Source organism: Marinomonas aquiplantarum (assembly GCF_003314975.1).
Lineage (GTDB): Bacteria > Pseudomonadota > Gammaproteobacteria > Pseudomonadales > Marinomonadaceae > Marinomonas > Marinomonas aquiplantarum.
This window is the reverse complement of the sequence record NZ_QNRF01000005.1, coordinates 186,604-211,390: the sequence shown is the minus strand read 5'-3', so window position 1 is coordinate 211,390 and position 24,787 is coordinate 186,604. Positions and strand designations below refer to the sequence as shown.

The window sequence follows — 24,787 nt, the reverse complement described above, 5'->3', positions numbered from 1 at the left end:
CATTATTTTCCTTTTGCTTCAATTTTCGCCCACGAGTCACGCAAGGTCACGGTGCGATTAAACACTAAACCGTCTTCTTTTAAATCACGGCAGAAATAACCTTCGCGTTCAAACTGGAAGCCTTGGCCTTTCTCTGCTTCTAACAAAGAAGGTTCAACTTTCGCACCCGTTAATACAGTGAGAGACTCTGGGTTAATAAAGTCTAAGAACGTCTTATCTTCGTAATTCGCATCTGGTGCTTCGTTATCAAATAAGCGATCGTATAGGTTCACACTGGCGTCAACAGCATGCTTAGCACTTACCCAATGAATTACCCCTTTCGGCTTATAACCTTCTGGATTCACGCCAAGAGTGTTTTCATCATAACGACAACGTAGCTCAACCACCTCGCCGGCTTCATTCTTGATCGCTTCATCGCAAATAATCACGTAACCACCACGAAGACGAACCGCGCCTTCTAATGTTAAGCGTTTCCATTTACGAGGTGGTACTTCAGCAAAGTCAGCAGCATCAATGTACAGCTCACGACTGAATGGCACTTGACGTTGACCGGCATCTTCATTTTTGGGGTGATTGCTTACCGTGAAGATCTCTTCTTTGTCTTCAGGGTAGTTAGTTAATACCACCTTGATTGGATTTAGAACGGCCATAGCTCGATTGGCATTTGCATCCAGATCTTCGCGAATCGCGTGCTCCAACATACCAACGTCCACCACACTGTCCGACTTGGTCACACCAATTCGTTCACAGAAGTTTCGGATAGATAATGAAGTGTACCCACGGCGACGTAGACCAGAAATAGTTGGCATGCGTGGGTCGTCCCAACCTGAAACATGCTGCTCATCCACCAGCTGTTTTAACTTACGCTTACTAGTCACAGTGTAATTCAGATTCAAGCGTGCAAATTCTATTTGCTGCGGATGGACCGTACCCAGTGTCTCCAATACCCAATCATATAGAGGGCGGTGATCCTGAAACTCCAAAGTACAAACAGAGTGAGTAACGCCTTCAATCGCATCAGACAAACAATGAGTGAAATCATACATTGGATAAACACACCATTGATCACCGGTTTGATGGTGATGAACATGGCGAACGCGATAAATAATAGGGTCACGTAAATTGATATTTGGGCTTGCCATATCAATCTTAGCGCGCAGTACCACTTCTCCATCGGCGTATTTGCCGTTTTTCATGTCTTCAAAAATCGCCAAATTCTCTTCAACAGAACGGTCACGGTATGGACTATTTTTACCTGGCTCTTTCAAAGTACCGCGATACTCACGCATTTGTTCGGCATTTAGCTCACATACATATGCCTTGCCCGCTTTGATTAGCTGTACAGCAAAGTCATAAAGCTGACCAAAATAATCAGAAGCAAATTTAGGTTCGCCCTGCCATTCGTAACCAAGCCATTCAACATCACGTTTAATAGACTCAATATATTCAACACTTTCCTTTTCAGGGTTCGTATCGTCAAAACGCAAGTTACACTGACCTTGGTAACGCTGGGCCAAACCAAAATTCAAGCAAATGGACTTGGCATGACCTATATGAAGGTAGCCATTTGGTTCAGGTGGAAAACGAGTCAGCACTTTGCCGCCGTGCTTGCCTGTTTCATTATCTTTATCAATGATTTGGGTAATAAAATTACCTGGTTTTGACGTTTCTGACATGTTTGATGTAAGTCCCGATAAATATTCGTCTAACTGAGAAAATTTTTTCAACGTGCAAGTATATAGCATTTAAGTTTGTATGGGAGATGACTCAGCAAATTTCTTTTTCTGCCACTCTGATTTCTGTGCTCACAAAGCATATCGAGCGACAAAAAATACCAACACACCAACGACGATGGTAAGCAGTTGTTGCTGCCGATAAATGCCTACGGCAAATGCCGCCAATGCACCAAGCAACCAAGGATTATCAAGTGACAGCGACATCTCTCCACTAGGCATTAACACCATAGGAGTGATAATGGCCGTTAATACCGCCACCGGCACATATTTTAAGGCTTGCTCAACATAACTCGGCATAGTCACCTTGTGCGCGCGTGCTAATAGCACAAAGCGAATACCAAAAGTCACAACAAACATGCCCAAAATAATCACCAAAGACTGTAGAACACTCATGAATCCACTCCCTCAAATTGAGTCACACTTTCATGGCGCCTCTTCTGCTGCTCAGCAAAGAAACCAACTAACACACCAATGACGGCCGAGCTCAATAGACCTAGGTTATTTGGAAGGCCTGCCAACACAATGGAAGACACGGCAGCACTCATAAGACATAACCAAAATGGCTGAGTTTTTAAATAAGGTGTAATAATCCCAATAAAAGTTGCCACCATTGCAAACTCCAAGCCCCACTCACTCATACCAGGAATCAATTCACCAGACAGTACTCCCAGCACCGTAGTGATATTCCACATAATATAAAACGCTAAAAACGACCCGAGATAGGCCTTATGACCTGTTTTATCATTTAAAGTACCTACCGTATAAAGTGGCCTTACAGCCGCGTAAGTTTCATCAATGAGTCCAAAGCCCATAATGAGTCGTGTTGAAAATGGCAGATGTTTGACATATTTGACCATATCTGCGGCATACAAAAGATGGCGCAGATTGACAATAAAAGTAGTAGACACAATTACCCATATCGGGGCATTAAGTGCAATCAATCCCAACGCGACAAACTGCGCAGAGCCAGCAAACACAATGGCAGACATGGCAATGGCGAACCAAGGACTTAAACCATAACTTGATGCCAAGGAACCAAATAAAATTCCAAAAGGAATACCGCCAATAATCATAGGAATGGACGCGACAATACCTGTTTTGACGGATGCAAATGTATTCAACTATTTTCTCCCAGTACTTTTTCCATATATAAATCCGCTCTTTCATATAAAGAGGTGAAAGGAACAGGCTTTGCCACAAAGCCATTTTTTTCATATAAAGACTTAGCGGCCAACAAGCAGCTTGCCGTTTCCAGGCACAAGACTTTCATGCCTTGCTCATGAGCGACTTGCAAACAGTGATCTAACAAACGCTGAGCAATACCCATTCCCTGGCAATGATCAGCAACAGCAAGCTTTAAAATCTCACCAACACCGCCAGGATGAGGCCTGAAAGCAAGACAACCTAGTACAGACTCTTGCCCCTCTCGCTGACTCACAGCCAACCATATTCGCCCATTGTATTTAGTCACCCACTTCATAGGTGACTGCAATAAAGCAAGATCATGCTGATTTATTTGCTCAGGAAAATGACGCTGAAGCCAGTGCATATTCAAATCATAGAAAGCTCTTTTGTGTGCTTCCGATTGCAATTCCACCAATTTAATAGCGGACAATCGATCTAACACCTTACTCGCCACACTATCCGTTAAGACTTGCTGCTCCAAATTTACCAAAGCCGTCATAAAGTCATCACTTGAAAAGGACAGCATACGTTCTAATACTTGCTGCATCTCTAGCAAGATTGGCTCAACCTTCTCCATTGCTTGCTTCCCCATTGGCGACAAGGTCAACATGGTCCGGCGCTGATCATGTGGATCCTGAATTTTTTCCAATAAAGACTCACTCAGCATTTTACTGATCTGCTTACTTACCGCGGGGTGACTCAAATGAAGACGATCTGCCATCTCTGTGACAGACAAGCCCCCTTCTACCTGCAACAAACGCAATATTGGAAAATAGGTCGATGAAATGGGAATCTCACAATACCCATAAATTTCTTGAACTTGCGCAAATAGATAATCACTTAAACGCTTTAATCGACTACCCAATGTCAGTACACCAAACTGCTCCATACCCACTTCCTCACAACCAAAAACAGCCGCCTCGAAACGGAATCATAACAAGCTTTTTTTATTTTACGTAACCGGTTACGCATATTTCATGGGAAAGATTAATTTAAAGCCTCGTAAGTTCTCGTTTGATATCCTTAACCTCTGCTATACTCCGCCACCAATTTACTCACACTGGAGAAGCAAAATGTCAGAAAAAGCCGTCGTGGTATATTCAGGCGGAATGGACTCATTCACTGTGCTAAACACCGCCATACAAGAAGGACTAGAAGTCTACGCAATATCCTTTAACTATGGCCAAAAGCATAATAAAGAGCTTGAAGTCGCTGCTCAGGTTTGCCAAAACTTAAACATTCCACACAAAATCGTTGATATCACCGCAATCAACAGCTTGATGGCAAATTCATCACTTACTAGTGGCGAAGACATTCCTGAAGGCCATTATGAAAGCGACAGCATGAAGTCTACTGTCGTACCAAATCGCAACATGGTGTTGCTGTCTATGGCCATCGCTTATGCGGTATCGTTAGAAGCTGGTAAGGTTTATTACGGTGCGCATTCAGGCGATCACCACATTTACCCAGATTGCCGACCAGAATTTGTCGACGCGATGAACGCTGTAGCACAAATAGCCAATTATCAGGCAGTCGATATTGTCACTCCTTTCTTACATTCATCGAAAGGTGACATTTTAAAAGCGGGTTTAGACATGGGATTAAATTACGGTAACACCTGGACTTGCTATAATGGTCGCGAAAAGTCGTGCGGTAAATGCGGAGCTTGCCATGAGCGCTTAGAAGCCTTTGCCGAACAAGGTAAAACTGATCCACTAGAATACGAATTAAACTAAACTTGCTCTAACACTTGGCTTTTGTTCCACAAATGCCCAAGTCATTAGGTGATAACCCTACCTCGACTGTTTTTCGAGGCGCACAAGGTAAACACATGTACTCTATAAAAGAAGCCTTTTATTCCCTACAAGGAGAAGGTGCACATGCTGGACGCCCAGCATTATTCTGCCGTTTTACGGGCTGCAACCTATGGTCAGGCCTCGAAAAAACACGAGCTCAATCCGACTGCCAATTCTGTGATACAGATTTCATCGGCACAGATGGCCAAAATGGTGGCAAGTTCCGCTCTGCCGATTTATTACTCAAACATCTCGACTCATTATGGCCTGCCCAGCAAGGACATAAATACGTAGTGTTCACTGGCGGCGAACCCGCGCTGCAATTAGACGAGATCTTAATCAATACCATGAAACGGGCAGGCTATACGATCGCCATTGAGACCAATGGAACCCTACCATTGCCGAAAGGAATTGATTGGATTTGCGTCAGTCCTAAAACCAATAAACCTCTAGTGGTTACCAAAGGAAACGAGTTGAAGCTTGTCTATCCACAGCACCATTTGCAACCAAGCCTATTTGAAACCCTAGCCTTTGATCATTTTTACCTTCAACCCATGGATCAAAGCCACTTAGCTGAGGGACAAATTCCATTGCAAGACACGCAAGCGGCCACTTTAAATTATTGTTTAGCATATCCAAGGTGGCGTCTAAGCCTACAAACACATAAAATGCTCAACATCGATTAGCTGTCCAAATTTAGACTGATATAAAATAAGGAATAAAACATGATTATTTTACACACCAACCACGGCGACATTCAGATTGAACTTGATTACGAAAAAGCGCCTAAGACAGCAAAAAACTTTGAAGAATACGTGACTTCTGGTTTTTATGACGGCGTCATCTTCCACCGAGTTATTAATGGCTTCATGGTACAAGGCGGCGGTTTTGAGCCAGGCATGACTCAGAAAGAAACACGTGCACCAATTGAAAACGAAGCTGACAATGGCCTAACCAACGAAGTTGGTACATTGGCTATGGCTCGTACAATGGACCCTCATTCAGCTTCCGCTCAGTTCTTCATTAACGTGGCTGATAATAGCTTTTTAAACCACCGCAGCAAAACACCAGATGGCTGGGGTTACGCTGTTTTCGGTAAAGTAACAGCAGGCATGGACGTGGTAAACAAAATCAAAGAAGTGAGCACAACCGTTAAAGCAGGCCACCAAGATGTGCCAGCTGAAGATGTGATCATTGAATCTGCTGAGTTGGTAAAAAGCGAAGGCTAATGACTCGATTCTTTATTTCAGATTTGCATCTAAGTGACAAACGCCCGGATCTTATCCGGGCGTTTGTTCAAATGATGGATGAACTTAAGACACAGAAAACGCCTTCTGAGCTGTACCTCCTGGGGGATTTTTATGAGGCGTGGATTGGTGATGATTACCAGCCTGAATGGAATCACCCCATCGAACTTGCCTTAGCCGAATTATCTCAAGCGGGTTGGCAAATATACTTTCTACACGGCAATCGCGATTTTTTAATTGGGCAAGCTTGGTTGGCACGTATTGGCGCGACACTGCTTGATGAGCAGAGCGAACTCATTCTCGAAGAGGGTAAGCTACTCTTAGCTCATGGGGACGAATACTGTCTAGCCGACACCGAGTATCAAGCCTTCCGTCGCACTGTTCGCTCAACGGCTTGGCAGGAGCAAATCCTAAGCTTACCGGTCGAGCAGCGCATTGCTTTAGCCGCACAGTTACGCAACGATAGCCAAGCCATGGCGACAGAAAAAACCATGAGCATCATGGATGTAACGGAACAAGCCGTTGTGGAATCATTGCAGCAGCATAAATGTACCGCCATTATCCATGGCCACACGCACCGACCAGACATTCACCTTAATGGTCAATATGTGCGCTGCGTACTTGGCGACTGGGACAGCAAAGTCTGGTTCGCTGAGCTCAAGCAAGGTCAATTTACTCAATCTAATGCAAGTGTTGAAGCCTTTTTAAAACAAGGGTTAGAGGCTCTGCAAACAGTCCATCAACAAGCGTTATTTCATTAGCGCACAAAAAAACCAGTAAGTGCTTATGCTTACTGGTTTTTCATCAGACGTTTTTAACTCACCGACCTAGCAGTTCTTTCACCCAAGCCGTCTCTTGTGTTTTACGTGAGCGGTCAAACTCAAGATTACGATGATGCAACATGGCAATCGCTCTGAAGAAGGCGTTATTTACCATCACTGGTGACAACTTAACACCATGCTCTTGCCACCAATAATGCTGCGCTTTACTGGTTAACACTTGATATAAATAATCCAACTCCATTGAGCCGCGGTACATCACATCCAAATCAACTACCGGATCGACTTTTGCGATTTCCAGCGCCAACCAATAGGTCACGTCGGGTAAGGTTTCACTTTTTTGCGAGCTCATAAGCTGTTCTCCTAACGAGATTACACTATGAGTTTAGCAGTTCACTTCCTTACCAATGTTAAAAACCGAAATGGCTTTGTGCTAATTTGTAATTTACGCGCCACTTGGCGGTCCACTGTGCACACGAAACTCAAGATCAGGTTCGGTAATCAATTGATGCTCCAACTCACGGAAAAACGCGACTCGCTCATCAATGGATTCATTCGCATATTCTTCTGCCAAGGCAAGATAGTCTTCAAAATGACGCGCTTCAGATTTCAGCAAGGAAATATAGAACTTAGACAATTCCTCATCTAGGTGCGGGGCGAGTGCTGCGAAACGCTCACAAGAACGGGCTTCCACGAAGGCGCCTATGATCAAAGTGTCAACCAAACGAGCGGGTTCGTGAGTCCGAATATGCTTACGTAGACCATCGGCATAACGTGATGCGGTTAAATGCTCATAAGCCACGTCACGCTTTCGCATGAGCTTATGAACTTGTTCAAAATGCAATAGCTCTTCACGAGCTAATCGAGACATTTTATGCAAAAGATTATCGCGATCCACATAGCGATACATTAAGCTCATGGCCGTTGAAGCCGCTTTTTTCTCACAATGAGCATGATCATTTAAAAGTAAGCTTTGGTTTTCTAAGGCCCAGTTCACCCAAGCTTCAGGGGATTGGCATGGAAGAAACGCAACAAGCTCAGGGTACGCGGATAACATTAGTCTACCTTTTTGTGTTAAAAAACGAGATTATACTAGGTATTCGCCATTTAGGCAGCAACGTCTTGATTTGGAAATCAATTTCGTAATGAATGAATTTTATCAACCTACAAAATTAAAAATCGGCCAACATGTTGGCGTCGAGCTAGACCCTTACATTTTGAACTACCCTATGGATAGCCAGAAAACCACTTGGATGGCAGATCAGGGCGGGCGCCCATTTGTACTACGTTTTTATCAGTCAGACAAAGGCAAGGTAGAAGACTTCTTACAAAACGCTCGCAAATACACCAGTATAAAACACCCTGCGATCACGCCGAACTACCCTCCTTTCTATTCAAACCTATGGGTATTCTCTTGTTCAGCGGTCTGTGGCGGTGAAAACCTTTACAGTTTTTTAGGCAAGTACCCTGAAGGAGCACCACTGAATGTAGTGATCGGCTTATTAGATGGTATCGCCAAAGCATTGGATCAAGCTCACAACAATAACTTGTTTCACGGCCATCTTGACCTATCATCTGTGCAAGTCGTCAATGGTATTGGCATTATGACAGGATTTGGCGCACACAACTGGATGCAACAAATCGACGACAAAGACATGGATGCTCGCTTTATTCCACCGGAATACCGCAAACAAGACCAAAAGAAATCTCCCGCTGCCGATCGATACGCTTTTATGCGCCTTTTAATGGCAGCATTGTTGGGCGAATCCATACTGGATAAAAACATCTCATCCGAGCTGCCAGAGTCACACCCACTGTTAAGTGACAACACTTGGCAAAAGCTACTCAAATGGGCTCGTGAAAACGAACAAGCCAGACCGAAAAACCTCACTGAAGTCATACGTCTGATTCGCGCAAATCTCTACAAACCGGACACTCAAGGGGAGTCGGCATTCAAAACCTTCATCCGACGTCAGGCAAAAAAGGTCAATAAAAAATGGCTTGCGATAAGTAGCGCAACCGTTGCCAGCGTGTTCTTGGCGATGATTTTTTGGCCAGAACCAAGCGAAGACACTACACCAATTCAACCAGCACCGGTTAAGATAGCAAAACAAGAAACTCCTTTTGAAAAACTTCCAAAGGTACTTGAGGAGCCCCTCAAAACAGGCGGCACCGCTCCTAAAGTCGAAAAAATCCCCCCTGCTACTTTTTTAATGGGCGATCAAAACCACCTTGGAGATGACAATGAAAAACCAGTTCACGAAGTGGATATTCCTAATGGCTTTTACATTAGTAAATACGAAGTAACCTTCGCTCAATATGACAAATTTGCTCAGGCCACTGACCGCCCTCTTCCTCCCGATAATGGTTGGGGTCGTGGCACAAGACCTGTGATTAATGTCAGTTGGTACGATGCTAAAGCCTATGCTGCATGGCTATCAGAGCAAACAGGTCAAGAGTATCGACTACCGACGGAAATCGAATGGGAATACTCAGCACGAGCCGATTCTAATACCGCATTCTGGTACGGCAATGAAGTCAAACCAGGCTACAGTGTGTGTGATAGCTGTGGCAGTCAATGGGATGCTGTTTCGACAGGCCCAGTAGGCAGCCAAGCAAGCAATCCTCTGGGCTTGTTCGACATGCACGGCAATGTGGCTGAATGGATCGAAGACTGTTACCACGACTCTTATGATGGCGCGCCAACGAGCAATCAAGTCTGGTTGGATAATCAATGTGATAATCGAGTCTTACGTGGTGGCTCATGGTTCGATATTCCAAGAGTTGGCAGAAGTGCAACACGCTATCGCGCGCAACCAGATCTAAAAGCCAGTAATTGGGGATTTCGTGTAGTGAGGGTGATTCGCACCCTCTAAAAACCCGTGTTTGCTAAATCAGAATAATTCCACTAAATGTCACCTATTCGAAATTGTTATGGTCCAGCCGCACTCTTGCCAAGGTTTTTCCTATAATATAAGTAGGGTCAAACGTATAGAGTTGTTTTTACTTCATGGTCTGGCAGCGGGCCATTTATAAAATACGTAATATTTTCGCGAATTAAAGTCCAGAGGTGTTATATGAGCCTGTATCAAGCATACTTGCAAGAAATTGAAGACCGTAAGGGTGAAGGGTTACACCCGAAACCAATTGACGGCGGTGAATTATTGTCCGAAATCATCGCTCAAATCAAAGATACTGAAAACGAACACCGAGAAGATTCTCTAAACTTCTTCATCTACAACACCCTACCAGGCACCACCAGCGCCGCTGTTGTGAAAGCCAAATTCTTAAAAGAAATCATCCTAGGTGAAGAGTCTGTTGCCGAAATCTCTACAGAACGCGCGTTTGAGTTCCTTTCTCACATGAAAGGCGGACCATCTGTTGAAGCATTGATCGACCTTGCTCTTGCGGATGACGCTGAAATAGCGGCTGCGGCGGCTGACGTATTGAAGACACAAGTTTTCTTGTACGAAGCTGATATGGAGCGCTTAGAAGCCGCTTACAAAGCTGGCAACGCCGTTGCCAAAGAAATCCTTGAAAGCTATGCGAAAGCTGAGTTCTTCACCAAGCTTCCTGAAATCAGTGAGAAAATCGAAGTTGTTACCTACATTGCAGGTGAAGGTGATATCTCAACTGACTTATTGTCTCCAGGCAACCAAGCTCACTCTCGTGCTGACCGTGAACTACATGGTAAGTGCATGATCTCTCCAGAAGCTCAACAAGAAATTGTTGCGTTAAAAGAGAAGCATCCGAACGCCAAAGTCATGTTGATTGCCGAAAAAGGCACCATGGGTGTTGGTTCTTCACGTATGTCTGGTGTTAACAACGTTGCCCTATGGGCCGGTGAGCAAGCGAGTCCTTATGTACCATTTGTTAACTTTGCACCAGTGGTTGCGGGTACGAATGGCATTTCCCCAATTTTCTTAACAACCGTTGGTGTAACTGGCGGTATCGGTATCGATCTTAAGAACTGGGTTAAGAAAGTTGATGAGAATGGCAAAACCGTTGTTGATGCAAATGGCGACCCAATTCTAGAAGAAGCTTACTCTGTTGCAACTGGTACCGTTCTTACGATCGATACTAAGAAGAAGAAATTGTACAACGGCGACAAAGAGCTAGTGGACATTTCTGACTCGTTCTCACCACAGAAAGTTGAATTTATGCGTGCTGGCGGCTCTTACGCTGTTGTCTTCGGTAAGAAGCTACAAACATTTGCAGCTGAAACCCTAGGCATTGAAGCACCACAGGTTTATGCACCATCTAAAGAAATTTCCGTTGAAGGCCAAGGCTTAACCGCTGTTGAAAAAATCTTCAACAATAATGCAGTTGGCGTTAACTCAGAAACGCCACTACATGCAGGCTCTGACGTTCGCGTTAAAGTCAATATTGTTGGTTCTCAGGATACGACTGGCCCAATGACAGCCCAAGAGCTGGAATCTATGGCGGCGTCTGTTATCTCCCCTATCGTTGACGGCGCTTACCAATCTGGCTGTCACACTGCATCGGTTTGGGACAGCAAGGCACAAGCTAACATTCCTAAGCTAATGAGCTTCATGAGTAACTTCGGTTTGATCACTGCACGTGATCCAAAAGGTGTTTACCCACCAATGACCGACGTAATCCATAAAGTATTGAATGACATCACTGTCGATGACCGTGCCATCATCATTGGTGGTGACTCTCATACCCGTATGTCTAAAGGTGTCGCATTCGGTGCTGACTCAGGTACGGTAGCCCTTGCTCTAGCAACAGGTGAAGCAGCAATGCCAATCCCTGATTCTGTCAAAGTAACTTTTAAAGGCCACATGAAGAGCCATATGGACTTCCGTGATGTGGTACACGCCACTCAGGCGCAAATGCTTAAGCAATTTGGCGGCGAGAACGTGTTCCAAGGTCGCATTATCGAAGTACACATTGGTACGCTACTAGCCGACCAAGCCTTCACTTTCACAGACTGGACTGCAGAAATGAAAGCGAAAGCGTCAATCTGTATTTCCACTGATGACACACTTGTTCAATCACTTGAATTGGCGAAGAGCCGTATTCAAATCATGATTAACAAAGGCATGGAAAACGAAGCAAAAACTCTTCATGGTTTGATCGCGTTGGCTGACAAGCGCATTGCAGGCATCAAGTCTGGCGAACAACCAGCCCTAGCGCCTGACAACAATGCCAAATACTTTGCTGAAGTGGTAGTGGATCTAGATGAAATCTCTGAACCTATGATCGCTGACCCAGACGTAAACAACGATGATGTGTCTAAGCGTTATACTCATGATGTTATCCGTCCAGTGTCTTTCTACCACAACAAACCTGTTGACCTAGCGTTCGTTGGTTCTTGTATGGTCCACAAAGGCGATATTCAGATCATTGCGCAAATGCTTCGTAACATTGAATCTAAACAAGGCAGCGTGTCTTTTAAAGCACCACTTGTTGTTGCCGCACCAACTTACAACATCGTTGACGAGTTAAAAGCGGAAGGCGATTGGGAAGTACTAGCGAAATACGCTGGCTTTGAGTTTGACGACACCAACCCGAAATCAGTAGCGCGTACTAAGTATGAAAACATTCTGTACCTAGAACGCCCTGGATGTAACCTATGTATGGGTAACCAAGAGAAAGCGGAACCAGGTGATACGGTTATTGCGACATCTACTCGCCTATTCCAAGGCCGTGTTGTTGCTGACTCTTCAGAGAAGAAAGGTGAGTCACTATTAGGTTCTACGCCTCTTGTTGTTCTTTCTGCTGTATTGGGCCGCTTCCCATCAATGGATGAGTACCTATCTGCCGTAGACGGAATCAACCTAACTGATTTTGCGCCACCACTAGAAGATATGACGACTGCTCCTGCAGAACTCATTGCTGTTAGCAGCAACTAAGTCAATCTTAAGCATTTGTTCAATATGAACAAATTAAAAAGCCGATACTGTTCTTCAGTATCGGCTTTTTTGTGAGGTTGGGCTCAGATTGCGACAGAGCTCTCTATCGCTTACTTAACAACACACTAACCTCTCGCCATGCTCACCACTCAGCAACCATTAGCGGCGCGACAGACACTTTAACAGAGAAGCATATGATAAGAGTCATTTGATATAACATAAAGGTCATTAGATAGACATTAAAAAGCCCCGCAAAAGCGAGGCTCATTCTGATTAGAATGGGTTAATTAAATCACTTCTCGTTCCACTAGCTCGTCAAATTCGGCTTGCATTTGCCTTTCTGTTTGACTTTCTACATCCTTAGCATTGATGTGATGCTGTCGGCCAGAGTGCTTTGCTTTGTGTTTAATTAACTGTTTTTCTAATTTACCAACTAAAAGGTCTAGGGCGGGTTTAAGTTGCTTATCTGTCTTAACGGTTGCAAATAAGTCATGGCCAGGAATGTGAACACTGGCTTCTACAATAAGTTCATGGATCTCATGCTTTTCAGTATTTAGAATCACTTTGATGCTGGTTATCTGATTATTGATTCGCGCCAAGTGATCCATTTTTTCTTTGACTACTTGTTGTACTTCTTCACCAGATTGGACATGGTGACCGCTGATATTCAATGTATACATATAGCATTTTCCTTCTGTTTTAGTCAGACGTTTGATTTGTTTATTTTTAATCCTCCTCTTGCCTTCCTATTATTAATCTATGGACGATTGCATCCAATTTCAATCCCAATAATGTAAATACTTGCTCAAGATCATGTAGACAAAGGGTGAATTTTTCATCGACCTGAATTCCTCTCTACCAGTAACAGAACATTTTCTAACGCTATAATTTCAGTGTAGCAGGGCCACGCTAAGTCACCATTAAATTATGTAATTAAATTTTAATGAAAACATGATATGTCATAGAAAAACAGGCAAAAAAAAGCACAGCTCAAAGGCTGTGCTTTTTATCAATGTGTCTGCACACTAGTCTGCAAGTAAGATTCGCAGCATGCGACGAAGTGGCTCTGCCGCTCCCCACAATAGCTGGTCCCCTACAGAGAAAGCACTGATGTATTCAGGCCCCATGTTCAGTTTACGAATACGCCCTACTGGAATGTCTAACGTACCGGTTGCCACTGTTGGCGTTAATTGTTCCATTGTTGCTTGCTTATCATTGGCTACGACACGCACCCAATCATTATGCTCAGCCAATAAACCTTCAATATCTGCAACAGGAATGTCCTGGTTAAGCTTGATGGTAAAGGCTTGACTATGGCAACGCATGGCACCAATGCGAACACACAAACCGTCAACAGGAATGATATTTGACGTGTTGCCAAGAATTTTATTTGTCTCAGCTTGCGCCTTCCACTCTTCACGACTTTGACCATTATCTAACTGTGCATCGATATAAGGTATCAAGCTACCAGCCAATGGCACACCAAATTGATCGACAGGCATATCCGCTGAACGCATTTTTTCTGCGACTTTACGGTCAATGTCTAGGATCGCACTCGCTGGGTCAGCCAACTCACTGGCGACTGTACCTTGTAACATCCCCATCTGATTGATCAACTCACGCATATGGCGAGCACCGCCACCAGAGGCCGCCTGATAGGTCATAGAGGTCATCCATTCGATATGACCTTTTTCAAACAGACCACCAAGAGCCAATAACATCAAACTAACGGTACAGTTACCACCGACAAAGGTTTTAACGCCATCTTGCAAACCTTGTTTGATGACATTTTGGTTTACTGGATCCAATACGATGATGGCATCTTTGTCCATACGTAACGAAGAAGCCGCATCAATCCAGTAACCCTTCCAACCAGCATTACGCAACTGAGGGTAAATCTCCTTGGTATAATCACCACCCTGACAGGTGATGATAATGTCCATTTTTTTCAAAGATTCAATGTCTTTCGCATCTTGAAGCAATGGAATATCTTTACCAATTTCTGGCCCTTTCTGCCCCGTTTGAGACGTGGTGAAAAAAACTGGATCAATGTGATCAAAGTCATTTTCAGCCAACATACGTTGCATCAGTACGGAACCAACCATTCCGCGCCAACCGACTAAACCTACAGTGTTTTTTGACATGGTTTTCTACCTTTTTTTTGTGGGGTCACTCATACCAAGAGCAATATCCCGAATGAATGCTTAACGGTCTATTGTTAAGCCTTTAATGCTGCCAGTACCGCATCACCCATGGCTTGCGTACTAACAGTTGTACAGCCTTCAGACGCAATGTCTGACGTTCTCAACCCTTGGTCAAGAACCTTACTAACGGCCGCTTCAATCGCATCTGCAGCGGGCTTAGCCGCCAAAGAATAGCGCAACATCATAGCAACGGACAAAATCGTTGCCAATGGATTCGCAACGCCCTGCCCAGCAATATCTGGTGCAGATCCATGGCATGGCTCATACATGCCTCGTCCTTCTGCATTAAGAGACGCAGACGGTAACATACCGATTGAACCCGTCAACATGGCTGCAGCGTCTGAAAGGATATCACCAAACATGTTGCCAGTAACCATTACATCAAACTGTTTTGGCGCCTTAACCAACTGCATAGCAGCATTATCAACTAACATATGCGTTAATTCGACATCAGGATACTCTTTGGCCACTTCTTCCATGACTTCTTTCCATAAGACAGTCACTTCAAGCACGTTGGATTTATCAATGGAGCAGACACGTTTACCGCGTTGACGAGCCGCTTCGAATGCTGAACGAGCAATACGACGAATCTCGGATTCACTGTATACATAAGTATTAAAGCCTTCACGCTCACCATTCTCTAAAGTGCGAATGCCTCGTGGTTGGCCAAAATAAATACCGCCCGTTAACTCACGTACAATCAAGATATCCAAACCCGCGACAATCTCTGGCTTCAAACTGGAAGCATCGGCCAACTGTGGGTATAAAATAGCAGGACGCAAATTAGAAAAAAGTTCTAAATTAGAACGCAATCCTAAAAGACCTTTTTCGGGACGCACAGCCATGTCTAAACCATCCCACTTAGGTCCACCAACAGCACCCAGTAGAATTGCATCAGCGACTTTCGCCTTTGCTAATGTTGCTTTAGGTAACGGCGAGCCCGTTTCGTCGTATGCAGAACCACCTACTAGAGCACTTTCGTGCTCAATACCCAATGAAAAGGCATCATTAACCGCATCTAAAACGCGAACAGCTTGCTCAACGATTTCTGGACCAATGCCGTCACCAGGCAAGACCAATACTTTTTTTGTCATTACGAATCCTTATTAATTGAATTACTGTTCACGGCTTAAAAATAACCAAGGAGCGTCATTCATTCGCTTCTCTTCATAGCGACGAATGCTTTCTTCCTGCTGTAGTGTTAGACCAATATCATCCAAACCATTCAACAAACAATGTTTACGAAATTGATCTACCACAAATTCAAACTTAGCGCCTGATGGTGAGGTCACTGTTTGATTTTCAAGATCGACGTCAATTTGAGCACCTTCTTTCGCATCGACTTCAGCAAACAGTTGATCAACTTCTTCTGCATCTAAAACAATGGGTAATAAACCATTTTTAAAACAGTTATTGTAAAAAATATCGGCAAAACTTGGCGCAATAATAGAACGAATTCCATAATCATCCAGCGCCCAAGGCGCGTGTTCACGGCTCGAACCACAACCGAAGTTCTGACGCGCTAATAGAACACTGGCACCAGCATATCTAGGTTGATTTAACACAAAGTCATGGCGCAATGGACGACGTTCACACGATTGGTCTGGTTGCCCTTCGTCTTCATAACGTAATTCGTCAAATAAATTTTTACCGAATCCCGTGCGCTTGATGGACTTCAAGAACTGCTTCGGAATGATCATGTCAGTGTCAACGTTTGCCAAATCCAAAGGAGCCGCCAAACCTGTGTGTTTTGTAAAGGGACGCATATTCTCTCCTAGTGTTTCACAAATTCGCTAACGTCAACGAAATGACCAGCTATCGCCGCAGCGGCCGCCATGGCAGGACTGACTAAGTGGGTACGCCCACCAAAACCTTGTCGACCTTCAAAATTACGATTTGAAGTAGAAGCACAATGTTCGCCGTTGCCTAATTTATCTGCGTTCATCGCCAAACACATTGAACATCCAGGCTCACGCCACTCAAGACCCGCCGCTTCGAAAATCTCATGCAGACCTTCTTTTTCAGCTTGGGCTTTCACTAAACCAGAGCCAGGAACAACAATAGCTTGTTTCAAACTGGAAGCCACTTTACGCCCTTTCACAACTTCCGCAGCGATACGCAGATCTTCTATACGAGAGTTTGTGCAAGAACCGATAAACACTCGATCTAAAGTCACATCCGCTAAGGTTGTTTTACCTTCTAGCCCCATGTATTTCCAAGCACGGGCATAACCTTCTTTTTTCACAGGATCGATTTGATCTTCAGGACGAGGAATCGCCTCATCAATGGCAATGACCATTTCAGGAGAGGTTCCCCAAGTCACTTGAGGTTTGATGTCTTCTGATTTGATGACGACCACTTCATCAAACTGGGCGTCTTTGTCTGACACTAAATCTTGCCATGCTGCTACTGCCATATCCCAATGCTCACCCTTTGGCGCATAAGGACGGTTTTTCACGTATTCGATCGTGGTATCATCGACAGCAATTAGGCCAACACGAGCCCCAGCTTCAATGGCCATATTACAAACGGTCATACGACCTTCCATCGACAGAGATTGGATTCCCGTACCGCCAAACTCGATAGCATAACCAGTGCCACCCGCGGTACCGATCGCACCGATAATGGCAAGTACCACATCTTTAGCAGATACCCAAGGGGACAATTCACCGTCGACGCGAACCAACATGTTGCGGCTTTTCTTTTGTACCAAACACTGAGTCGCTAGCACATGTTCAACTTCTGACGTGCCGATACCATGAGCCAAAGCCCCAAATGCACCGTGTGTAGACGTATGGGAGTCACCACAGACAACCGTCATACCTGGTAAAGTAGCACCTTGTTCTGGCCCAACAACGTGCACAATGCCCTGACGAATGTCTTTCATGTTGAATTCAGTAATACCAAATTCGTTACAGTTTTCATCCAGTGTCGTTACTTGGATCTTTGACACAGGGTCTTCAATACCATCAACGCCTGAAATACGCTCATGTTTGGTTGTTGGTACATTATGATCCGGTGTCGCCAAACTGGCTGAGGTACGCCATGGTTTACGACCCGCCAAACGCAAGCCTTCAAATGCTTGTGGTGATGTCACTTCGTGTAGTAACTGTAAGTCGATATAAATCAACGCACTACCGTCATCTCGTTGTTGGACAAGGTGGGAATCCCACAATTTGTCGTAAAGGGTTTTACCAGCCATAAGTTCTCTCCTAAAAATCTTATTGCGCTATCCTAAAACTTTGGCTTAAATTACTCAAATTCATATTTTTCATATTTTGGATTATTTTTTGGAATGCTAGATATTGCCGAGTTACTCACCTTTATAAAAGTCGCAGAAACCCACTCTTTTTCGGATGCTGCGACACGACTATTTGTCACCCAGCCGGCGGTCAGTAAACGCATTGCCGCTTTAGAATCCAACCTTGGCGTGAAACTATTTGATCGCATTGGCAGGCAAGTCCAGTTAACAGAAGCCGGAATTCGTTTGTTACCTAAGGCAAGGAAAATGGCTGAGGACCTTGAAGACATCAAACGCAGCATGACTTTACAAATGCAAGACGTAAGCGGTGAGCTTAGACTATCAACCAGTCATCATGTTGGTTTACACCGACTACCAGACTCACTGAAACGTTTCCAACAAGACTACCCTAGTGCGCAATTGGAAATTGAATTTACTCAATCAGAAGAAGCGTATCAGCACGTCCTAAAAGGTCATGCAGAACTTGCTGTGATTACTCTGTCTAATAAAGAAAATAGCTTATTAGAATCCATCCCAATTTGGTCAGACCCCTTAACCTGTGTGGTTAGTAAAGATCACCCTTTAACACACCTGGCGCAGATAAGTTTAGTGGACCTCGCCCAATATCCTTGTGTCTTGCCCAATAAAAACACCTTCACACGTCAGATAGCCGAGCAAGTGTTTGGTAAGCAAGGTCTGAAACCTCAGGTTCGAATGAACACCAATAACCTTGAAACCTTGGCGATGCTTGTGAGTATTGGTTGGGGCTGGTCTTTACTGCCCTCCACGTTAGTAGACGACAGGCTGACAGTATTAAATTTTCCCGAGCTCAATGTAGAGAGGAAATTGGGAGTGTTACACCATAAACAAAGAACCCTTAGTCGAGCGGCCAATGCGTTTATATCCTTGTTAAAACAGGCCTCACATTAAGGCCCGTTTTAACGCCATGCCTTATCGACCTTTCTGACTGACGATCAAGATAATCAAAGCGAGCCCACTTACTATGGCGGCAGCGGTAAAGGCCCAAGCACCTCCAACCCATTCCCAAAGGTAACCAGTCACCACCATACCTAAGCCACCGCCTAAACCTATGGCAAAAGCACTGTACATCGCTTGTCCTTGACCCGCATAACGCTCTGGAAACAAGCGTCTAATCTGCTCGATGGATACCATGTGAAACAGCGCAAAGGTAATGCAATGAAGCATTTGTGTGAACATTAATATCCATACGTTCGAAGTAAACCAGCCAACGAGAAGCCAGCGCACCACACCACAAACAAAACACAGCATGACCAAATGCACGACATCAAATCGCTTAACGGTATTACCAAAAAATAAAAACAGGATGATTTCAATGATCACACCAAATGCCATTAAAAGACCAATGGCTTCACCACTGTAGCCAAAGTCCGACAGGTGGACCGCAAAAAAGACATTGAAAGGGGCATGCGACATAAAAGCCAAAAACGCCAGACCAAAAAACAGTAATGATTCAGGTTCTTTCAATAACGAAGCAAACGATGCCGGTTCTTTATGATTGCTTGCTTCATATGCCTGCTCTTTAACAAAGAAAATGGTCACTACCGCCAGTGCGAGAAATGCGCACATGGTGGGTATGACGATCCAGGCACCAAACTGACCAATCAAAAAGCCGCCCGCCGCGACCGCGACCACATAGCCAATCGAACCACCGACCCGCAATCGTGTATAGGGCACATCCAGGCGACGAATACTGCGAACCGCTAGCGAGTCAGTCATCGGGAGTAAGGCTGAATAGAATAGCGCCATGCAGCAGGTTAATAACCAAAGGCTTTCAAACTCTTTATTCCAATTAAACGGCAAAACCGCAATAAAACAGCCAATCACCGCACATTGTAAAATCCGCTTAGGTAAGCCAATCTTCGCTGTTAGCCACCCCCAAAAATGCGGAATGACGATACCTGACAAGGTGAAAGTTGACATGAGTCGACCGATTTCAGACGCAGACAGGCCAATCGATTTATAATAAACCGAGATATAAGGCATCATCACACCAATTAAACAACAAAAGAAAAAGTAGAAGAAAAACAATGGCCAAGCCACTGATCGAGCTTTTGGTGAAAACATCTTAGCTCCAAAGATCACATCCATTCGTAATCATTATTATGCAAAAATCAATTTCTTTGAGTATGCTGGAAATATCAGTAAAAAGCACGATCCACCCAATAATAACAATCCGCTCAATCTAACCTTAACCTTATGTTCAACTAACAAAGGAACTCGTCATGACAACCAATCAGCCATGGTGGCGCGGTGCCGTTATTTATCAGGTGTATCCTCGCAGCTTTTTTGATGCGAATAATGATGGCATTGGCGACCTCGCCGGTGTCACACACAAAATGGATTACATTGCGAATCTAGGTGTAGATGCCATTTGGCTATCACCCTTTTTTACCTCACCGATGAAAGATTTTGGTTATGATGTTTCAAACTACTGCGATGTCGATCCTATTTTTGGCAAGCTAGACGACTTTGATCAGTTAATTCAGGCCGCACATGAACACGGATTAAAGGTCATTATAGATCAGGTACTCAATCATTCCTCAGATCAGCACCCTTGGTTCATAGAGTCTCGGCAAAGTCATGATAACGATAAAGCAGATTGGTATATCTGGGCTGACGCTCAAGCTGATGGAACAGTGCCGAACAATTGGCTATCGGTATTTGGCGGGCCAGCGTGGCATTGGGACAGTCGACGTCGTCAGTATTATTTACATAATTTCCTCGACAGCCAGCCCGATTTAAACTTTCATAATCCTGCCGTTGTCGACGCATTATTAGAGACCGTGGAGTTTTGGTTAAAGCGCGGCGTAGATGGTTTTCGTTTGGACACTGCGAATTACTATTATCATGACCTAGAACTCAGAAATAACCCACCAAAAGAAGAGGTAGTGGAAGGCAGTATTGGCGTTCGGCTAGACAATCCCTACGCATACCAACTTCACTTATACGACAAATCACGACCTGAAAATATCGCCTTTCTACAGCGTTTGAGACAGCTACTTAATCAATATCCAGGGACGACGACAGTGGGTGAAGTTGGGTGTGATTTCTCTCTCAAAACCATGGCCGATTACACGCAAGGTAATGACAAACTCCATATGTGCTATTCGTTCGATCTACTAACTCACGATAACAGTATGCAACACATACGAGATACCATGGAGACGATCGAAAATGGTCTCGGAGATGGTTGGCCGTGTTGGTCGATAGGCAATCATGATGTGGAACGTGTAGCGACTCGTTGGGGGAAAAATCAAGACAATATCGCCAAGAGTAAAATCTACATGCTGATGCTACTTAGCCTGCGTGGTAGCGTTTGTTTGTATCAAGGAGAAGAACTGGCGCTAACAGAAGCAGAATTAAACTTTGAAGAATTGGTTGACCCATTTGGTATTGCCTTTTGGCCTGAATTTAAAGGGCGAGATGGCTGCCGCACGCCTATGCCTTGGGATACAAACGAACAGGCTGGATTCAGTCAACAATCATCCCTTTGGTTACCCGTCCCTACTCAACACTACCCTCTTGCCGTCAATAATCAAGAACAAGACCCAAACTCGTGTTTGAACGCTTATCGAGATTTCCTAGCCTTTAGAAAAAACAGATTGGCGCTAAAAGTCGGCGACATCACATTTCTATTCAATGACGAGCATAGATTGATCTTCATTCGCCGATATCAAGACCAGAGCTGCTTAATTGCCATTAATACTAGCCAAGATGAGTTTCAACACCCGAGTCAACATGACTTAAAAGCCATCGAGTTGCCCAATAGCTTACCTGTAGGAAAAATCGAAGCGGGTTTGATTATCTTACCCGCTTACAGTGTTGTGATCGCCGATTTAATTGAATAATAAGATCGCGACAAGCTGTCTAGGGATTACTCGACCGTTGTTTGGTCGAGTAAATCTTCTTCCCCTGGCCAAGCATTAATAATGGCTTTCACTAGCGTAGCCAAAGGAATTGCAAAAAAGATCCCCCAAAATCCCCAAATACCACCAAAAAACAACACGGCAATAATGATGGCTAACGGATGCAAGTTAACCGCTTCCGAAAATAGCAAGGGTACTAAAACATTGCCATCCAAAGCTTGAACAACCAAATACGCGACGACAACATAAATAAATTCATTTTGTGTGCCGAATTGATAAAACGCCACTAGCACAACAGGAATGGTAACTGCTGCGGCCCCGATGTATGGAATAAGTACTGACAAACCAACCAATAAGGCAAGTAATTCAGCGTACCTAAGCCCAAACATCAGAAAGACCAGATAGGTCACCACACCAACCACTAACATCTCAATAAACTTACCACGAATGTAGTTAGCGATTTGATCGTTCATTTCATGTGAGATGCGGCGCATCATTTTTCTTTCTTTTGGTAACCAGGACGTCAGATAGCTCAGAATGGATCTTTGATCTTTCAGCAAGAAGAAAATGACCAAGGGCACAAGCACCAAATAGATGACTAAGGAAAACAAAGAAGGAATGCTAGAAATAGAGAAAGAGACAATCCATTGACCTAAATTCGTTGATTCATTTGCCAAGGAATTAATCACCTCATCTATGGCGGTTTGACTCACTATTTCACTGTGGCCTTCTGCAAAACGTTGCACCACATCTCTAAGATCGGTAAACATTCTGGGGGCATCTTTAAAAAAGCGATCTGCTTGACGCCAGATAATCGGCACCATAACACTAATGAAAACCACACAACTGGTCATAAAACCAACAAACACCACCAAGACTGAAGAAGTATGACCCAAGCCCATACGCTGTAAACGTTCAACCAAGCCCTGCAATAAAAAAGCCAATACGATGGCGATTAATACTGGCGCTAAGATACCTCCCCAGAATGCGAGTACACCAATGCAAGCTAGCAATAATAATAGAAAAACCACCACTTCTTCATTGGAGAAATAACGCTTAATTAACCCATCAACAATTTTTAACATGGCGTATCTATTGAATCCTTTTGAATAATGAAACAAAACTCGTTCTTATCGTCTGATAGGGACAGCAGTGAATGACCTTGGAGGTCTAGGTATTGAGGTATGTCTTTCAAAGATCCTGAATCACAGGTTGTCACACTCAAAACTTGACCTGACTGCATCTTGCTCAACGCTAACTTTACTTTAAGTAAAGGCATTGGACAGCGATCTTCTCTTGCATCTAAGATTACGTCATACTGACTACTGTGTTCGATCATACATTCTTTATCTGCTTATTTGACCGCCTTATTATGAGACTATTTTCCGTCGTTACAACCAAATTGACATTCATCACCTTGGTTTTTTCTCTTTCCGTAAGCCATTTTAGCCATGCGAGCATTCCTGATCTCGAAGCCAATAAAGACGAGAGAACATTGTCAAACCCATCCTACGTTTTAGGCCAGTATTGGTTTCGAAAGCTTAATGGTAGCCGCGCACTAATTGACTTTCCGCCTGCCTATGACTATTTCAAAGACACCTTATCTATCCTATTGCCGCAAACGGACTTGTATAATAAAACAGTCGAAATTACCTTCCTAAATAGCTCTCAAAGTAATGCCTTTGTCATTCCTGGTAATCACATGTTTCTGTATTCAGACATCATGGAAGTGATTACCAATGAAGACATGCTACTCGGTTTACTCGCACATGAATTGGCCCATTTAGACTTACAGCACTATGAAAGGCAACGTCAGAATTCGAGTGAGGAGTTGCGAAAAACCCTTGTGATGCTTGGTGCAGGTATCGCGGCGGCACTTGCAGGAGCAGGTTCCGATGCGACAACGGCTCTATGGTTGGGCGGCATTGCCAATCAAGCAGAAAACACACTTACCTATAGCCGTAACCAAGAGCAAGAAGCCGATCGCCGTGGCCGAGAATACCTTGTTAAAGCAGACATAAACCCTGATGGTATGACTCAGCTCTTCCAAGCATTTTTTAAAAAAGCGCTAGGCCGCCCCAAGCTGGAGTTTTTATCCACTCATCCGTCACCTGATACCCGAATGTCTGACTCCTTTAGTACAGACACCAAAGAGAGTATCTTAAATCAGCGCGATGGTCGGGATTTTGAGTTTTTCAGAGCCAGCTTACTCGCCTACAGAGCGGGTCTGGAAGACCAGCCTTATCAATACCTGTCTCAACACGTCCACAACCGTGATCCAAGTCATTTTGCGAAAGCCTTGTTTGCGTATTTAGTCCAAGCCCCTGAGCGTGCAATTCATTATTTAGAACAGATACAAACGCATAATCGTTATACTCATTATTTACTTGCTTTAAGCTATGCCTCCCTGAAACAAAACAATCAAGCAATAAAAATTTTAGATAAAGAACTCAACTTAGCACCAGACAATATTTATTTTTCCTCACTGAATGCACAATTAACCAACCAAAAACCGAGCATTGTTAAAGCAAACTACCTTTATCAAAAAAGAATAATTTGGAGAGCGTACATCCAATATTATAAAAACTTAAATAATAAAAGCATGGCCCTCTATTACCGGTCACTTCTTGACTTTAACAGAGGAAAAGAAAAAACGGCGTCCATATTATTAAAGAGAGCCATTAAATCGTCTGACAAAGTTAATATCGAGAAATTAAAAAACACAGAAAAAGAATTTGAAAGGATTATAAAAGCAGAAAAAGATGAAGATTTAGAAACCAAAGAAGATTAAAAAAAGCGCTCAAACAAAAAA

General features: G+C 43.9%; 23 protein-coding genes. 9 read left to right on the top strand and 14 right to left on the bottom strand.

Annotated elements, in window-relative coordinates; genetic code table 11:
• Positions 1–2: 2 nt before the first annotated feature.
• From DFP76_RS11160 to DFP76_RS11145, 4 genes are all read right to left on the bottom strand, one after another.
• On the bottom strand, positions 3–1,676 hold the full coding sequence (locus DFP76_RS11160) for a glutamine--tRNA ligase/YqeY domain fusion protein (RefSeq protein WP_113874862.1): 1,674 nt from the start codon (positions 1,674–1,676) through the stop codon (positions 3–5).
• A gap of 129 nt (positions 1,677–1,805) precedes the next feature.
• Entirely contained in the window at positions 1,806–2,129 is a 324-nt protein-coding gene (locus tag DFP76_RS11155; protein ID WP_113874720.1) for an AzlD domain-containing protein, read from the bottom strand.
• Positions 2,126–2,857, bottom strand: coding sequence for an AzlC family ABC transporter permease (locus DFP76_RS11150; RefSeq protein ID WP_113874719.1), 732 nt, complete (start codon positions 2,855–2,857; stop codon positions 2,126–2,128). Before DFP76_RS11150 ends, DFP76_RS11155 begins: the two co-directional genes overlap by 4 nt.
• On the bottom strand, positions 2,854–3,810 hold the full coding sequence (locus DFP76_RS11145) for a bifunctional helix-turn-helix transcriptional regulator/GNAT family N-acetyltransferase (protein ID WP_113874718.1): 957 nt from the start codon (positions 3,808–3,810) through the stop codon (positions 2,854–2,856). The genes DFP76_RS11150 and DFP76_RS11145 overlap by 4 nt, the downstream gene beginning before the upstream one ends.
• A 184-nt stretch (positions 3,811–3,994) precedes the next feature.
• On the opposite strand from DFP76_RS11145, the gene queC reads away from it, so the two are divergent.
• From queC to DFP76_RS11125, 4 genes are all read left to right on the top strand, one after another.
• Positions 3,995–4,657, top strand: a complete 663-nt coding sequence (gene queC, locus DFP76_RS11140; protein WP_113874717.1) for a 7-cyano-7-deazaguanine synthase QueC — start codon at positions 3,995–3,997, stop codon at positions 4,655–4,657.
• Positions 4,658–4,752: 95 nt separating this feature from the next.
• Positions 4,753–5,403 (top strand): 7-carboxy-7-deazaguanine synthase, encoded by a 651-nt coding sequence (queE, locus tag DFP76_RS11135; protein ID WP_113874716.1) that lies wholly within the window; start codon positions 4,753–4,755, stop codon positions 5,401–5,403.
• 39 nt (positions 5,404–5,442) lie between these two features.
• Positions 5,443–5,946, top strand: a complete 504-nt coding sequence (locus DFP76_RS11130) for a peptidylprolyl isomerase (protein WP_113874715.1) — start codon at positions 5,443–5,445, stop codon at positions 5,944–5,946.
• Positions 5,946–6,725 carry a UDP-2,3-diacylglucosamine diphosphatase gene (locus tag DFP76_RS11125; protein ID WP_113874714.1) on the top strand — a complete coding sequence of 260 codons (780 nt, stop codon included), beginning with the start codon at positions 5,946–5,948 and terminating at the stop codon, positions 6,723–6,725. The genes DFP76_RS11130 and DFP76_RS11125 overlap by 1 nt, the downstream gene beginning before the upstream one ends.
• Before the next feature lie 58 nt (positions 6,726–6,783).
• Here the strand turns inward: DFP76_RS11125 and DFP76_RS11120 are convergent, their stop codons facing one another.
• On the bottom strand, positions 6,784–7,095 hold the full coding sequence (locus DFP76_RS11120) for a hypothetical protein (RefSeq protein WP_113874713.1): 312 nt from the start codon (positions 7,093–7,095) through the stop codon (positions 6,784–6,786).
• Between the two features lie 93 nt (positions 7,096–7,188).
• Positions 7,189–7,800 (bottom strand): MiaE family protein, encoded by a 612-nt coding sequence (locus DFP76_RS11115; protein ID WP_113874712.1) that lies wholly within the window; start codon positions 7,798–7,800, stop codon positions 7,189–7,191.
• Positions 7,801–7,888: 88 nt separating this feature from the next.
• Here DFP76_RS11115 and DFP76_RS11110 point away from each other — a divergent pair, with 88 nt between their 5' ends.
• The gene (locus DFP76_RS11110) at positions 7,889–9,619 is read left to right on the top strand and encodes an SUMF1/EgtB/PvdO family nonheme iron enzyme (RefSeq protein ID WP_113874711.1); all 1,731 of its coding nucleotides are present in this window, start codon (positions 7,889–7,891) and stop codon (positions 9,617–9,619) included.
• Between the two features lie 201 nt (positions 9,620–9,820).
• On the top strand, positions 9,821–12,622 hold the full coding sequence (locus DFP76_RS11105; protein ID WP_113874710.1) for a bifunctional aconitate hydratase 2/2-methylisocitrate dehydratase: 2,802 nt from the start codon (positions 9,821–9,823) through the stop codon (positions 12,620–12,622).
• Between the two features lie 287 nt (positions 12,623–12,909).
• Here the strand turns inward: DFP76_RS11105 and hpf are convergent, their stop codons facing one another.
• From hpf to leuC, 5 genes are all read right to left on the bottom strand, one after another.
• On the bottom strand, positions 12,910–13,302 hold the full coding sequence (gene hpf / locus DFP76_RS11100; RefSeq protein WP_113874709.1) for a ribosome hibernation-promoting factor, HPF/YfiA family: 393 nt from the start codon (positions 13,300–13,302) through the stop codon (positions 12,910–12,912).
• Positions 13,303–13,647: 345 nt separating this feature from the next.
• The gene (gene asd / locus DFP76_RS11095) at positions 13,648–14,766 is read right to left on the bottom strand and encodes an aspartate-semialdehyde dehydrogenase (protein WP_113874708.1); all 1,119 of its coding nucleotides are present in this window, start codon (positions 14,764–14,766) and stop codon (positions 13,648–13,650) included.
• Positions 14,767–14,840: 74 nt separating this feature from the next.
• Positions 14,841–15,920, bottom strand: coding sequence for a 3-isopropylmalate dehydrogenase (leuB, locus tag DFP76_RS11090; protein ID WP_113874707.1), 1,080 nt, complete (start codon positions 15,918–15,920; stop codon positions 14,841–14,843).
• 21 nt (positions 15,921–15,941) lie between these two features.
• Positions 15,942–16,592, bottom strand: coding sequence for a 3-isopropylmalate dehydratase small subunit (gene leuD / locus DFP76_RS11085; RefSeq protein ID WP_113874706.1), 651 nt, complete (start codon positions 16,590–16,592; stop codon positions 15,942–15,944).
• A gap of 8 nt (positions 16,593–16,600) precedes the next feature.
• Positions 16,601–18,028 carry a 3-isopropylmalate dehydratase large subunit gene (gene leuC, locus DFP76_RS11080; RefSeq protein WP_113874705.1) on the bottom strand — a complete coding sequence of 476 codons (1,428 nt, stop codon included), beginning with the start codon at positions 18,026–18,028 and terminating at the stop codon, positions 16,601–16,603.
• A gap of 93 nt (positions 18,029–18,121) precedes the next feature.
• Between leuC and DFP76_RS11075 the strand changes: the two genes are divergently transcribed.
• Entirely contained in the window at positions 18,122–18,997 is an 876-nt protein-coding gene (locus DFP76_RS11075) for a LysR family transcriptional regulator (RefSeq protein WP_113874704.1), read from the top strand.
• Between the two features lie 21 nt (positions 18,998–19,018).
• Here the strand turns inward: DFP76_RS11075 and DFP76_RS11070 are convergent, their stop codons facing one another.
• Positions 19,019–20,173, bottom strand: a complete 1,155-nt coding sequence (locus DFP76_RS11070; RefSeq protein WP_113874703.1) for an MFS transporter — start codon at positions 20,171–20,173, stop codon at positions 19,019–19,021.
• 158 nt (positions 20,174–20,331) lie between these two features.
• Here DFP76_RS11070 and DFP76_RS11065 point away from each other — a divergent pair, with 158 nt between their 5' ends.
• Positions 20,332–21,957 (top strand): alpha-glucosidase, encoded by a 1,626-nt coding sequence (locus DFP76_RS11065; protein WP_113874702.1) that lies wholly within the window; start codon positions 20,332–20,334, stop codon positions 21,955–21,957.
• 26 nt (positions 21,958–21,983) lie between these two features.
• On the opposite strand, the gene DFP76_RS11060 is transcribed toward DFP76_RS11065, so the two are convergent.
• Positions 21,984–23,060: an AI-2E family transporter gene (locus tag DFP76_RS11060; protein ID WP_113874701.1), complete on the bottom strand. Its 1,077-nt coding sequence runs from the start codon at positions 23,058–23,060 to the stop codon at positions 21,984–21,986.
• The gene (locus DFP76_RS11055) at positions 23,054–23,314 is read right to left on the bottom strand and encodes a sulfurtransferase TusA family protein (protein WP_113874700.1); all 261 of its coding nucleotides are present in this window, start codon (positions 23,312–23,314) and stop codon (positions 23,054–23,056) included. The genes DFP76_RS11060 and DFP76_RS11055 overlap by 7 nt, the downstream gene beginning before the upstream one ends.
• A 63-nt stretch (positions 23,315–23,377) precedes the next feature.
• Here DFP76_RS11055 and DFP76_RS11050 point away from each other — a divergent pair, with 63 nt between their 5' ends.
• Positions 23,378–24,766 (top strand): M48 family metalloprotease, encoded by a 1,389-nt coding sequence (locus DFP76_RS11050; RefSeq protein ID WP_245931920.1) that lies wholly within the window; start codon positions 23,378–23,380, stop codon positions 24,764–24,766.
• The last annotated feature ends 21 nt before the right edge of the window (positions 24,767–24,787 follow it).

Excerpts from the sequence above, each read along its gene's own strand:
- DFP76_RS11055 (WP_113874700.1), bottom strand. The coding sequence starts at position 23,314 with ATGATCGAACACAGTAGTCAGTATGACGTAATCTTAGATGCAAGAGAA.
- leuB (WP_113874707.1), bottom strand. The coding sequence starts at position 15,920 with ATGACAAAAAAAGTATTGGTCTTGCCTGGTGACGGCATTGGTCCAGAA.
- queE (WP_113874716.1), top strand. The coding sequence starts at position 4,753 with ATGTACTCTATAAAAGAAGCCTTTTATTCCCTACAAGGAGAAGGTGCA.
- DFP76_RS11075 (WP_113874704.1), top strand. The coding sequence starts at position 18,122 with ATGCTAGATATTGCCGAGTTACTCACCTTTATAAAAGTCGCAGAAACC.
- DFP76_RS11130 (WP_113874715.1), top strand. The coding sequence starts at position 5,443 with ATGATTATTTTACACACCAACCACGGCGACATTCAGATTGAACTTGAT.
- DFP76_RS11070 (WP_113874703.1), bottom strand. The coding sequence starts at position 20,173 with ATGTTTTCACCAAAAGCTCGATCAGTGGCTTGGCCATTGTTTTTCTTC.
- DFP76_RS11065 (WP_113874702.1), top strand. The coding sequence starts at position 20,332 with ATGACAACCAATCAGCCATGGTGGCGCGGTGCCGTTATTTATCAGGTG.
- leuD (WP_113874706.1), bottom strand. The coding sequence starts at position 16,592 with ATGCGTCCCTTTACAAAACACACAGGTTTGGCGGCTCCTTTGGATTTG.
- DFP76_RS11110 (WP_113874711.1), top strand. The coding sequence starts at position 7,889 with ATGAATGAATTTTATCAACCTACAAAATTAAAAATCGGCCAACATGTT.
- DFP76_RS11115 (WP_113874712.1), bottom strand. The coding sequence starts at position 7,800 with ATGTTATCCGCGTACCCTGAGCTTGTTGCGTTTCTTCCATGCCAATCC.
- hpf (WP_113874709.1), bottom strand. The coding sequence starts at position 13,302 with ATGTATACATTGAATATCAGCGGTCACCATGTCCAATCTGGTGAAGAA.
- DFP76_RS11145 (WP_113874718.1), bottom strand. The coding sequence starts at position 3,810 with ATGGAGCAGTTTGGTGTACTGACATTGGGTAGTCGATTAAAGCGTTTA.
- DFP76_RS11060 (WP_113874701.1), bottom strand. The coding sequence starts at position 23,060 with ATGTTAAAAATTGTTGATGGGTTAATTAAGCGTTATTTCTCCAATGAA.
- DFP76_RS11125 (WP_113874714.1), top strand. The coding sequence starts at position 5,946 with ATGACTCGATTCTTTATTTCAGATTTGCATCTAAGTGACAAACGCCCG.
- DFP76_RS11120 (WP_113874713.1), bottom strand. The coding sequence starts at position 7,095 with ATGAGCTCGCAAAAAAGTGAAACCTTACCCGACGTGACCTATTGGTTG.
- queC (WP_113874717.1), top strand. The coding sequence starts at position 3,995 with ATGTCAGAAAAAGCCGTCGTGGTATATTCAGGCGGAATGGACTCATTC.
- DFP76_RS11155 (WP_113874720.1), bottom strand. The coding sequence starts at position 2,129 with ATGAGTGTTCTACAGTCTTTGGTGATTATTTTGGGCATGTTTGTTGTG.
- leuC (WP_113874705.1), bottom strand. The coding sequence starts at position 18,028 with ATGGCTGGTAAAACCCTTTACGACAAATTGTGGGATTCCCACCTTGTC.
- DFP76_RS11160 (WP_113874862.1), bottom strand. The coding sequence starts at position 1,676 with ATGTCAGAAACGTCAAAACCAGGTAATTTTATTACCCAAATCATTGAT.
- DFP76_RS11105 (WP_113874710.1), top strand. The coding sequence starts at position 9,821 with ATGAGCCTGTATCAAGCATACTTGCAAGAAATTGAAGACCGTAAGGGT.
- asd (WP_113874708.1), bottom strand. The coding sequence starts at position 14,766 with ATGTCAAAAAACACTGTAGGTTTAGTCGGTTGGCGCGGAATGGTTGGT.